Origin of the sequence: Psychrobacter cibarius (genome assembly GCF_016107535.1) — a bacterium.
Lineage (GTDB): Bacteria > Pseudomonadota > Gammaproteobacteria > Pseudomonadales > Moraxellaceae > Psychrobacter > Psychrobacter cibarius.
Genome location: NZ_JABASQ010000015.1, coordinates 1 through 12,185, shown reverse-complemented (window position 1 = coordinate 12,185; position 12,185 = coordinate 1). Strand labels below are relative to the sequence as shown.

Here is a 12,185-nt window from a genome sequence, read left to right as displayed (position 1 = left end):
TTTAAGCAAAAGCCCTATCTGTCCTGTAACCTGAGATTTTCAACACGAACCATCATTTCACGTTTTTAAAAGCACCAGCTTTAAAAAACCAAATTAAATGATGTCGCATTTTCTCCCCTTCGGTGGGTAAGGCGTCGTCCGTCCTTACCGCTCTCCAGATTTGTTATGCCTTATGTTTGGGTGTGCTACGCAATTGATGGTAGACAGCGAAACAGTCGTGACATGTGTTTTTTCAGTCCTTTTACCTGAGCGATTGGCAGGGTGGATGCGCCTTCGGTGGTCAAGTAGCAATTATCAGCGCCAGCTCATTAATATGAACGCACCTGATATCGTGCTCAAGACTCTCTCCTGAAAAACGCTTTTATTATGAAAGGTTCAAGGCGCTTTTACAAGCCATCTAGGCGATTAAAGTGAATAATTTTGGCAAAAATGATTTTTTGTGAGAATAATCAATACCGTATCGATAAGTAAAGCGTTTTACGTTTGGTAGGCAGTAGTCAATTTAGCATGAATGCCCATCGTAAAACGTAAAGCGACTACTGATATTCACCCAAAATATGCTAATCTATGGCGATAGTTTCTGATAGGTTATTATTATGCATTGTGATATTTATAAATTCCCCAAACATAACGATATGTATGTCTATATTGCCCGTCCTGATTATCCTGACGATACCGACGAGCTTAAAGATTGGCTTGGCGTATTACCAAAAGATTTCCGTGCCAGTTTAGGGCGCAGTAAATTTGTGATGCACTTGGACTTAGCCAATACGCCGACGCTTGCGCGCGTTGACAAAGAAGAGGTACTGGCAAAATTACAGTCGCAAGGGTATTTTGTACAAATGCCACCGCAAGATGTGATGCGCCGCCAAGCGGAATTACGTGCGCGCGAAGCACAAGACAATATTTATGATTAATGGGTATTTTTGAAGCGAGTTTTTAATCAGCCTCTTTTGACTATGTTGCATGACAGCCAGCAAGAAAAAGTTTATGACACATTTGCGCTCATGCATTTTGGTAGAAAGTCGTGATAAACTAGCAGGCTATATGAGTGACAAGACACAAAATACGTGGCGAGGCAAAAGGTCATGTTTCAAGTGCTTATGTCTTAATTGCTTTTGACTATAATGTATTCGATATTATGGTTCGTTGAAACAGCACACTGTCTATCGTTAAGCGCGTAAACGCGCTGCACAATTTATAAACGCAGGTAACTACACACGCATGGACTGGTTAAAAGGTATTATAAACAGCTTACCGCTGGAAGCCATTAGTGATATTCTCGGCGAAATTGCTATTTGGTGGGGACAGCTGGTAAAAGACGTGCCACCCGCAGACTTACCGATGTACGCGTATCTGGGTGGTGTCGTTATTGTGTTGGTATTGTGGTTGCTGGTCGCTCGTATGCTGCCGCGGCCGTTGGGCGGTATGAGTTGGATGATATTGTTTGCTGTGTTATTGGCACCAGGTACTGCCCTCGGCGATCCAAGTGTGATTGCCCCCGCTAGTATCGCCGTGGTTTATGCGATTATGATGAAAGACACGGCTGGCGCGATTACCAATATGCTGCCGATACTCGTCGTGTTAGTGGTCGGCTTGTTTGTGGGCTTCGTCTGGCAGCTTATTCGCGGTGCTTTTGAGTCAAGTCTAGACAAAGCGCGCAGTCGTACTGCAGAAGATACACAAGCGACCGTGCAGCTGACGACTGGCAATTATTTGACAGAAGGCATGACTTTAACCGATCAAGCAACTGTTGCTGAACAGTCTAATAAAACGCCTTTAGCGGCTAATCCTAAAGCAGACGTTAGCTTAAAAAAAGACAGCAGTTTAGCTAAAAAGCCTAATATGGAAAAGCTTGATAAGTAGTAAAGTAACATTAATAAAGCGACATCAGTAAAGTGATATTAAATTTTTGCTAGCGATGATTGGAGCTTTGCTTTTATAGTAGCTATATAAAAGACGCTATCAATAAAAATACTGTGAATGAAAAGCACCATAAAAAAAGACACCATGCGTGTCTTTTTTTATGAAAAAACGTTTTATAACTGTGCCGACCAACCGTCAAAAGGCGTTCAAGGCATCTATTATTTTTCAACAACTGCGAACGCATGAGTATTTTGGCAATCAATCATGCTGTGCTAATCTAAATGATTATTTATTTGCCATCAATTGCCTTTAATTCTTTTCTGGCTCTTGATAGCCCTAATCTATAACAATAACTGAGACTTGATTATGAGCACGACTGATAAAACGAAAAAAAGCTTTACTGGTACGCAAAATTATATTGCCACTGACGATTTGCAGTTGGCGGTCAACGCCGCGATGACGTTACAAAAACCACTATTGATTAAAGGCGAGCCGGGCACCGGTAAGACATTATTGGCGGAGGAGGTCGCTGAAAGCTTAGAGATGCCGCTGATTACGTGGCACATCAAGTCAACCACTAAAGCGGAGCAAGGGTTGTATGAGTACGATGCCGTATCGCGCTTGCGTGACTCGCAACTGGGTGATGATAAGGTGTATGAGATTGGCAACTATATCAAGCCCGGTAAGTTATGGGAGGCATTTACCAGTAACGAGCGCAGTGTGTTGCTGATTGATGAAATTGATAAAGCCGATATCGAGTTCCCAAATGACTTGCTACATGAGCTTGATAAAATGTCTTTTTATGTCTATGAGACAGGCGAGACCATCACTGCTGCACAGCGTCCTGTGGTTATTATCACCTCAAACAATGAAAAAGAGTTGCCTGATGCTTTCTTGCGTCGTTGCTTCTTCCATTATATTGACTTCCCAGAAGAAGAAACTATGCGTCAAATCATTGACGTGCATTTCCCTAATATCCAAGAAAAGCTGGTCAATGATGCGCTGGATATCTTTTATAAGCTGCGTAATGTCCAAGGGCTTAAAAAGCCACCATCAACCTCAGAATTGGTCGATTGGTTAACGTTGCTACTGGCTGATGATATGGCGCAAGCAGAGCTAGAAGAAAACTTGCGCGGTGAGAAGTCTATTCCACCGTTATATGGCGCGCTGCTCAAAAATGAAGCCGATGTGAGCTTGTTGCAACGCTTTGCTAATATAATGCGCCGTTAAGCGACAGACTATTTTCAAAATGACGACACGCCCTAATAAAACGGCTTCACTCGTCACCATATCAGCCAATAAGCGATGCGACTCTTATGTTTATCAAATTGTTCTATACCTTACGTACTTATGGTGTGCCAGTCAGTACGCGTGAGCTGCTTGACCTAAATGCCGCGTTAGATCAAGGGCTGATGATGCAGCCGCATCCTGAAAATCCAGAGTTGTCTACCTTTGCCAGTCGTGAGGATATGTACCGACTGATTCGGCTTTGTATGGTCAAAGACGAGCGCCATTTTGATAAATTTGATCGAGCAATGGCAGATTATTTCGAAGGCGTCGACAGCCTGGATATGGATGAGCTATTGGCTAAATTGACGGACATTCCTAAAGAGTGGCTTGACTTAAAATTAGACCCAAAAAACCTAACCGAAGAGCAGCGGCGCTTGCTGAAAAAATACGGCTCATTAGAGGAGCTGATGAAAGCGCTTGAAGAGCGTCTCAAAGAGCAAAAAGAGCGTCATCAAGGCGGTAGTAAGTGGGTTGGTACAGGCGGTACATCGCCATTTGGTGCCTATGGTGACCATCCAGAAGGCGTGCGCGTTGGCGGTGAATCACGTAAACGTAGCGCCGCTAAAGTCTGGGAGCAGCGTAAATACCGCAACCTTGATGATGACAGTCAGCTTGGTACCCGTCAAATTCAAATGGCACTACGAAACTTGCGCCAGTTTGCCCGTACCGGTAGCGCCGATGAGCTAGACATTCATGAGACTATTAAACGCACGGCAAAAAAAGGCGTGCTCGATATCCATATGCAAGCTGAGCGTCGTAATCGTGTCAAAGTATTGATGCTGTTTGATGTGGGTGGCAGTATGGATGTCCATGTTGAAGCCTTAGAAAAGCTATTTTCAGCGGCTAGAAATGAATTTAAAACCTTAGAGTTTTTTTACTTTCATAACTGTTTATATGACTATGTCTGGAAGGATAATAATCGTCGCCACAGTGCGCCGATGCCAACGTATGAGCTGCTCAATAAATACGGTCGCGAATATCGCGTTATCTTTGTCGGCGATGCGTCAATGTCACCATATGAGCTGATGACAGTTGGTGGCAGCGTTGAATATATGAACAATGAGGCAGGTATTGTTTGGCTCAAGCGGGTGCTCGCGCATTTCGATAAAGTCGCTTGGCTCAATCCTGAAGATCCAGCGTACTGGCAATATACCCAAACCATCGTTGAAATTAAGAAACTATTCGACAATAAAATGTATCCGATGACCTTACATGGGGTAGAAGAGATGACCAATTATCTAGCGCGTTAATTTTGACGTGTGGATAAAGATACGCCCTAACTTAGAAAACCTGTTAATCCCCATATTTTTTGATAAAAGCAGCCGTTATGACAGCATAGCGGCTGCTTTTTTGTCAAAAATAATCAGTTTTGCAGTCATACGGCATTGGTATAAGCAGCAAAATATGATAACATTCATTTTAAATGAATCTTATAGAGGCGTTTTGACTGGTTAGGCAAAAAATTTGATGACAAGAATTTGATAATCGTTTGTAAAAATCAGTCGTCGTTGCTTATTTAAGCACTTCATTTTTCATATGTTAATCAACCAATCAATGTAATGAACTTATGCCATCTTCAACCATTTTAGTAGCAAAAAAGCGCGTGCAAGTACTACATTCAGTAGACTAGACGAGTTTGACGGTGCTTCTCATATGTTTTGGAATTGGTACTAATAAGAGAGACAGTATGGCTTCACCAAAGACTTTAGAAATCGTCACCGCAACTGTTCCCGTCCTTGAAGAGCATGGAACGGCAATCACCACGGTGTTTTATAAAAATATGTTTGAAGAGCATCCTGAGCTGTTGGACATCTTTAACGAAACCAATCAAAAATTGGGTCGTCAACAGACGGCTCTAGCAACGACCGTGTTAGCTGCTGCTAAACACTTGGATAAATTGGCGACGTTATTACCACAAGTCACGCAAATCAGCCACAAGCATCGTGCTCTACAGATTTTGCCTGAGCATTATCCTATCGTTGGTAAGCATTTAATCGGTGCAATCAAGGAAGTGCTGGGCGAGGCTGCCAATGACGATATCATCGATGCTTGGACTGAAGCTTATGATGAGATTGCCTCAGTATTTATCCAGATTGAACATGGCATGTATAAGGAGGCGATGTGGCAGGGTTTTGCGCCTTTTGTAGTGACTAAAAAGGTAGCAGCTGCTACGGATATTGCTGCCTTTACAGTTGTACCAGCCAAAGATAATGCAGAAAGTCATCAACAGATTGACCTGAGCAAATTGACTTTAACCGCAGGTCAGTACATCACAGTGAAAACAGATCCAAAAGACAGTGATCATGTTGCGCTACGTCATTACTCTTTGTACTCTGCTAGTACCGATGCAGGCATTCAGTTTGCGGTCAGACGTGACAATCGCAATGAGCATCATGGTTTGGTCTCTAACTATATGCACGACCAATTAGAAGTGGGTGACACGGTTTTATTATCGGCACCAGCAGGTGACTTTGCGCTCAATCAAGACTTGGTACAGCAAAATGAGATTCCGCTAGTATTGATGAGTGCGGGTGTTGGGGTAACTCCTGTGCTGTCTATGTTGGAGGCACAAGTATTAGCCAATCCAAAACGACCTATTATCTGGGTTTATGCTTGCCAAAATGATGCGCATCACGCTTTCAATACTGAAGTGGAGACGCTGTTAGAAAATGCTGAGACTGTAGAAAAGCATATTTTCTATTTTGAGTCGGGACAACTATTAGATGAGGCGTGGCTTGCTCAATTACCTAAGCCTGCTGATATTTATGTCTGTGGCTCGATGCCATTTATGGAAAGCATGATCGATGGGCTAGTGACGCTAGATCACGGTGTTGATAGCGTTCATTATGAACCGTTTGGTCCCAAGATGAGTTTGGGCGGTTAATTTTAGCTACTGTTAGCCATTAACTGTTGCTATTAATAAAAAAAGCACTTGGATGACAAAGTCGTCTCAAGTGCTTTTTATTCAGTGCAATTTATCTTATTTTTATCACTATTTGAAAAATGGATACATCGCCTAATCTTTATTTTCAACCAATCCAACCATCACACCCATCTCTTTTTTATCATGCTTATCAATGCTGGGCGCATATAATGCCGACGCAATTCCGCCATCTAAAAACAGAGCATTCGGACAGTTTAAGTCATCCTTAAACAACGATGCAAATTGATAAAATGTCACAGGCTCATCGCTATTGACAAATTTTATGTGGCCGTCATCGCAAACACCTGCGCCATTACGAATCTTGAGTGAGGTGCTGTCAGGATTAAACTGTGGATGTATCTCGTTATTGATAACCAACATAGGACCTGATTGGGTGGCGTACCAAGGCTTCGCTTCGCCGCTGTTAAGCTGCTCGTTTAAGGCGTTGCTTTCTGTGATATGTACTTTTCCAAATTTATCCCACCACAGCACACCATTGGGCAATAAATGGAAATTGCCACCGCCTTCTTTGAGATTTAGCGATTTGATCTCTTCGCCGTCAATGATGGTATAGCCAATCGGTGCATAGTTCTCATTGTACATGCCAGCATTCATGGCAAAGATCAGCGATTGATTGGAGGGCAATGTGGCTAATAACGTCTCAAAGGTGAGCAACGATTTCGTACTATCAGGCTGCTGCCAAAACAATTTCAATGAATAACGTTCATCCGTCAAAGCTTCAGCATCAATTTTACAAAGACTATAGGAAAATGGTACATCCTGAGTCTGGCACGACCAGTTTTGTGTCTTGTTGTCAGCAGCATCAGTGCTTATCGGTTGGCAAGCACTGACACTTAGCAAGAGTAGGGCGACTGCTCCTAAAGGTAAGGGAAGAGCGAAATTTGGCATCAATGATATATCTTTTATAGTATGGAGTGAGATATAAATAGTCAGGGCTCACGGATTTTTGATCGCTAAATCTCAATCACTGCTAGGCGGAAATTCGCGAAAAGTATTGTTGACGTTGCCGATTAATTGCCCACCGCCAGTGATACTCGCAAAGTTACCAAGGCTCTGTTCCACCGATGTGGTGGTTTCTCTACCTTTATCCCGTGAGTCTTTATTATAAGCAATGAGGGCGTCATCATTGGCTAAAAAGCTATCTGGGTTCGCCATGACCCACATCTGATTAAACACATCTGCGCGGGCACTATTATTGAGTAGCGCTCCCTTATCTGTAAAATAAAAGAACTTCGATAATAGTTTTATCTGCCCATCATCGAGACGACGCGCGATATGATACGGTTGTAATTGGCTTGGGTGTTGTAAGCCGACCGCACCGACGATACTGGCTAGGGATTTCAGGGTGTTTTTATGGAAGCTTGCGACACGCTCAGCTTTGCTTGGTACATCCAGCGCTTTTTGACGATACGGGTCTTGGGTGGCAACGCCCGTCGGGCAAGTATTGGTATGGCACGAGCGTGATTGAATACAGCCAACAGCAAACATAAAGCCGCGCGCTGAATTACACCAGTCTGCGCCCAAGGCAATCATACGGGCAATATCGAAACCAGAAACGATTTTACCGCTCACGCCAAGTTTGATTTTATCGCGAATGCCTGCGCCGACCAAAGTATTGTGTATTAATAAAAATCCTTCAACCATCGGCATGCCGACATTGTCCATGAATTCGACAGGAGCTGCGCCAGTACCGCCTTCTGCACCATCGATGACGATGAAATCAGGATAGTTGTCGGTTTCGATCATGGCTTTCACAATGGCCATAAACTGCCAAGGCTGACCAACACAAAGTTTGAAGCCCACAGGTTTGCCGCCTGACAACTCGCGCAGTTGTTGCCAAAAAGCCACCAATTCTCGCGGGGTACTAAAGGCTGTATGCGACGAGGGCGACACACAATCTTGACCTGTCGGTACTTGACGGGTATCAGCGATTTCTTGGGTGATTTTCTCCGCGGGTAGCACGCCACCTTTACCAGGTTTTGCGCCTTGAGATAATTTGATTTCAATCATTTTTACTTGTGGATCAACCGCTTTTTCGGCAAAAGACTGCGGGTCAAAATTGCCACTATCATCACGGCAACCAAAATACCCTGTACCTAGCTCCCAAATCAAATCACCACCGAACTTGCGATGATAAGGGCTGATAGCTCCTTCACCCGTATCATGAGTAAAGCCGCCCATTTTTGCGCCTTGATTGAGCGCCATAATCGCGTTAGCCGATAAGCTGCCAAAGCTCATCGCCGAGATATTAAATACCGACATATCATGCGGCTGTTGACAACGCTCACCGCCAACCATAATACGAAAATCTTTGTTTTCTAGAGGTTGGCTAATCGCTGATTGTAAAAACCATTCTTTGCCATTTGTATATAAATTATCTAGCGTACCAAAGGCATTGGTGTCACTGACATTCTTAGCACGTTGGTAAATGAGCGCTCGCTGCTGGCGTGAAAACGGTACTTGCTCTTTGTCATTTTCTAGTAAATATTGACGAATTTCAGGACGAAAGTCTTCAAGTACATAACGGATATGTCCGGCAACAGGATAGTTTTTCAAAATAGCATGCTTTGATTGTATGACGTCATAAATTCCCAAGCATACCCCAAACCCACCGAGAATAATTAACCACCAATTTAGCAGTAGTAGACCTGCTAAAAATATTAAGATGGCAGCGCCAAAGGTGCTATAACGCAGCAATAAGCCGACCAAATACGGAGAGTTGGTTTTAGGTTCAGGATTTAGATTGGTACGAGATTGGGGCATGGCTACACTCAACAGTAATACATAAATATTAAAAAGGTGACAATGGTTCAAAGAGAGAGTAGGGAAAAAACCACCCCCTTATGACCATTATTGTTAGACACTGACAAAGCGCTCAGATTTATCGCCTACATCATACACATATGATATCACCGCATAGCAGTAATTGGGTAACAGAGTGCTACTGTTGATGTTGCTAGTGGCGTGATTTTAACAGACAACTTGTACCAAAGTTTTCTGCTCATCGATCACTTTAAGCTTAATCTCAACGGGCAAAAATTGCTGAATGAGCCATGCTTGGGTTTCAGTGTGCTTACTAACGACACGCGAGGTAAACTCGCCACCGCCTGCTAACGCCAACGGTAAGAGTAATTGATCGGTTAAGTATTCATCGACCAGTGAGTCGGTGTTAAATACATAACGTTTGACTAAGCCTGATAAACGACAACCTATCTTTTCCGCTGAGCTGCGTTTTTCTCCTAGTAAAGTGAACACCTCGGCGTGATATTCTTCATGATTTTGGGTGTCAGAAACCTCATGAGTGACTTGTGCATAGCAGCTATTGCCTTCACCTATACCTTGCAATTTATGACTATGAGTGGTTATCAGCGTTTCATCAATTCCCGATTCGACCAATGATGCTTTTGCGCTGGCAAGCTCACGTTTGCAAATGTCGTACTCTAGATTGAGCACGCTCGCGACCAGCTCTATACCGATAAGCTCTCCACGCTTGGTTAGCTGTAAGGGTGGCGTATTCGCACGGCGCATAAATGGCGTTATCGTCGCTTTAATCATGCCGCCACCAATAGGCGCAAACCCTGCTTGTACAAACTCGATATCCACGTGCATACCTAATTTCGCTACTGCAGGGACGAACGCTTGCTGTAGGAAATCTGTCGTTGGTGCGAGAGGATTGTGCGTGCCGCCTTTGATAGTCACGGTAGATGGTGATGCTGAACCAGTGTTGGCAAAAAGCAGGGCGGGTAAAAGCGTTTGTAGCACAAGACTGGTGCTGCCTGCTGAGCCAATATCAAAATTATAATCGCCTGATTTCACTTTGCTTGGCGTAAAGGTGAACGCCATACTGCCCAAAACGGAACCTGTCACGGTGGCATTTGATATTTGCTGCGAGGCTTGTACACACATCAAGTGCTGACGCATCAATCCAGATTTAGCTCTTCCAGCACGAATATTGGTGATCTCGATTGGTGTGCCTGTGAGCATCGATAACGATAGGGCAGTGCGAATGATTTGCCCGCCACCTTCGCCAGTGCTGCCATCTATTTTTAGGGTTTTGGGCTTTGTTTTAGTCATGATAGATGTCTTTATGGTTTGTACGACTATTGATTTGTGATTTTTTTAAAATAGACTCAATGAAATGCTTCCGATACGTTTTGGGTCGCATTAAAAATAAGATTGAAACCGATTGTCAGTGTCTGGTGATAAGGTCTAAATAGTGCTGTGTGATTTGTGATAGGTACGGAGCGTCAACCCTCAGCTTGTTTGGATCCTCAGATGGCGTATCGCCTTCTTGTACTTTGATATTGGCGTTGATACGACCTTTTAGCTGAGCCAGCTTCTTTTGTATATCACTAAGGATCAGTAGGGCTTCTGCGAGTTTCATGTTGGTTTTCCTTTTACTAAATTTGATGTGCTACATTGTTTTCAATTGATTTTATAATCATTCGTAAGATTAGGAACCAAGCGTAAACACTTCCTGATGTAACTGCATGTGCATCATCTAGCAATCCATGAGCAATATTATTGCGTAAATTAAATCCCTTAGAATCTGTAAATAGAGTCTTAATTTCAAAACATAGATTTTCACCTAGCAAGCTAATTAGCTCTAAAGAATTCATTAATGTACTTAAACCATTTTCAGTTTCAATACCATTTGCAGGATCGATGTAGGTTGTTTTAACGCCTGAATTTTTTAGAATCATTCTAATCATATGTTCAAACTGAGGACATAGTACATGCGTTGAAGTATAGTAATCTTTCTGAAACCCTGCATATAAAGCATGACCCATTAACTTCTGACGATTAAGTGGAACAATAGGAGCTTGCTCACATAAGTCTTCTAGGTAATCACGTGTAAATACATGTTCTGAATTAATTTGATCCAGTGCGGGTAAAACTTGACTTTCTATAGTCAAGTTGATTCTAGTCATTAATAACTTAATAGCATGGTCGTTTTTGCACTCTTCTATACTGTTAGGGTCATTTATATCAATGCCTTTATTTATTGCTATAGTACGACCATCAACGGGTGAAACTGCTCTACTACCTCCAAGAAAATCTATTACACTAGGGTGGTACTGTTCTCTCATTCCCTGATAGTCTGGTTCATCAACTATATTTATAAACCTTTTCAAGGCTTCTGATAAATTAGTAGTACCAGTGACACGACTAATTGCTTGTTCAGTAAGTTCAGAAACATCAATTCCAGTTTCGGTCATTTGCATAGAGTTTAGTCCAGACAGGTTTGCATCACTAATTTTTTGTCTTATTCTATTAATGCTTACTTCGGTTTTTAAGTTTTCACGAAATGGTTGTTCTACACCCTGAAAAGCATTAAGGGCTTTTTTATAAAAATCACAAGCTGCTAGACCACTATCTAGCATTCTATTATCAGCATGTACCTCAAGATAAAGCCCTTTTTCATTGTTAGCTTCGGACTTACTTTGTTTTTTCTTAGACTTATGATATGAATCAATCACAAAATCTAAATAATCGATAGCTTGTGTCATTTTCACGTGAGACTCAGTTTTTTTAGACTCCGCTATTTGCTGCATCTTTTTAGCAAGTATATATTCTTCATTCTTATTCAAACCTGAATCGAGAATAACTCTAGCAATACCAAGTTTGAAGTATCTTTCATCGGTACTATTATCTATTTCTAATAGTAAATAAGTATAAAGCTCATTAATTTTAACCTTTTGATTTGTTCCTATAGCAAGTATTGTTGCTCTTCTAAAGCAGGCTAAAATATCTTGGCTAGCAAAATTTTGATTTAAATCCATAGATGTTGCTGAATCAATAGCCTGATGGACGTATGTAATATTTCTATGCTCATGGCATAACCAAAGTACATCAGCAACTCTATTTTTCAGCAGTGGTTCATGAATATCGTCTATTATATCTGTAAGCCATTCTACTTTATCTGCTACGATATTTTGAATGTCTCCATAAGGAGATACTTTATTATTTGCATCAAAATCTAAATGACAAAGCTGTGCTAGGGCGTGTCCCTAATTCAGTTTGCAATGAATCATAGTACAAGCTAGATACAGCATAGACTTATAATTACGAGCCAATTTTTCGT

Annotated in this window: 10 protein-coding genes, 1 pseudogene and 2 riboswitches; of the genes and pseudogenes, 5 read left to right on the top strand and 6 right to left on the bottom strand. The window is 42.2% G+C overall.

The annotated features are described in order from the left end of the window. Positions 1-8: 8 nt before the first annotated feature. Positions 9-168, bottom strand: a riboswitch (glycine riboswitch). A 55-nt stretch (positions 169-223) separates the two neighbouring features. Then, positions 224-361, bottom strand: a riboswitch (glycine riboswitch). Positions 362-596: 235 nt separating this feature from the next. From JFC08_RS09440 to JFC08_RS09420, 5 genes are all read left to right on the top strand, one after another. Further along, positions 597-917 (top strand): YcgL domain-containing protein, encoded by a 321-nt coding sequence (locus JFC08_RS09440; RefSeq protein ID WP_198330511.1) that lies wholly within the window; start codon positions 597-599, stop codon positions 915-917. A 307-nt stretch (positions 918-1,224) separates the two neighbouring features. Continuing rightward, complete coding sequence (locus JFC08_RS09435; RefSeq protein ID WP_198330510.1) at positions 1,225-1,866, top strand: hypothetical protein; 642 nt, start codon at positions 1,225-1,227, stop codon at positions 1,864-1,866. Positions 1,867-2,232: 366 nt separating this feature from the next. Next, positions 2,233-3,096, top strand: a complete 864-nt coding sequence (locus tag JFC08_RS09430; protein WP_198330509.1) for an AAA family ATPase — start codon at positions 2,233-2,235, stop codon at positions 3,094-3,096. Positions 3,097-3,182: 86 nt separating this feature from the next. Beyond that, positions 3,183-4,406, top strand: coding sequence for a vWA domain-containing protein (locus JFC08_RS09425; protein WP_045445449.1), 1,224 nt, complete (start codon positions 3,183-3,185; stop codon positions 4,404-4,406). Between the two features lie 437 nt (positions 4,407-4,843). Then, positions 4,844-6,040, top strand: a complete 1,197-nt coding sequence (locus JFC08_RS09420; RefSeq protein WP_198330508.1) for a globin domain-containing protein — start codon at positions 4,844-4,846, stop codon at positions 6,038-6,040. 132 nt (positions 6,041-6,172) lie between these two features. Here JFC08_RS09420 and JFC08_RS09415 read toward each other — a convergent pair whose 3' ends face one another. The 6 genes and pseudogenes from JFC08_RS09415 to JFC08_RS14060 form a co-directional block, all read right to left on the bottom strand. Continuing rightward, entirely contained in the window at positions 6,173-6,988 is an 816-nt protein-coding gene (locus JFC08_RS09415; protein ID WP_198330507.1) for a phosphodiester glycosidase family protein, read from the bottom strand. Positions 6,989-7,060: 72 nt separating this feature from the next. Further along, entirely contained in the window at positions 7,061-8,863 is a 1,803-nt protein-coding gene (locus JFC08_RS09410) for an FMN-binding glutamate synthase family protein (RefSeq protein WP_087813738.1), read from the bottom strand. 207 nt (positions 8,864-9,070) lie between these two features. Next, on the bottom strand, positions 9,071-10,174 hold the full coding sequence (rtcA, locus tag JFC08_RS09405; RefSeq protein ID WP_198330506.1) for an RNA 3'-terminal phosphate cyclase: 1,104 nt from the start codon (positions 10,172-10,174) through the stop codon (positions 9,071-9,073). A 115-nt stretch (positions 10,175-10,289) separates the two neighbouring features. Then, on the bottom strand, positions 10,290-10,484 hold the full coding sequence (locus JFC08_RS09400) for a DIP1984 family protein (protein WP_420825212.1): 195 nt from the start codon (positions 10,482-10,484) through the stop codon (positions 10,290-10,292). A gap of 16 nt (positions 10,485-10,500) precedes the next feature. Then, on the bottom strand, positions 10,501-10,812 hold the full coding sequence (locus tag JFC08_RS14065; protein ID WP_420825213.1) for a DUF4209 domain-containing protein: 312 nt from the start codon (positions 10,810-10,812) through the stop codon (positions 10,501-10,503). A gap of 987 nt (positions 10,813-11,799) precedes the next feature. After that, a pseudogene (locus JFC08_RS14060) lies at positions 11,800-12,087 on the bottom strand (DUF7380 domain-containing protein); the annotation flags it as partial. Between the last annotated feature and the right edge of the window lie 98 nt (positions 12,088-12,185).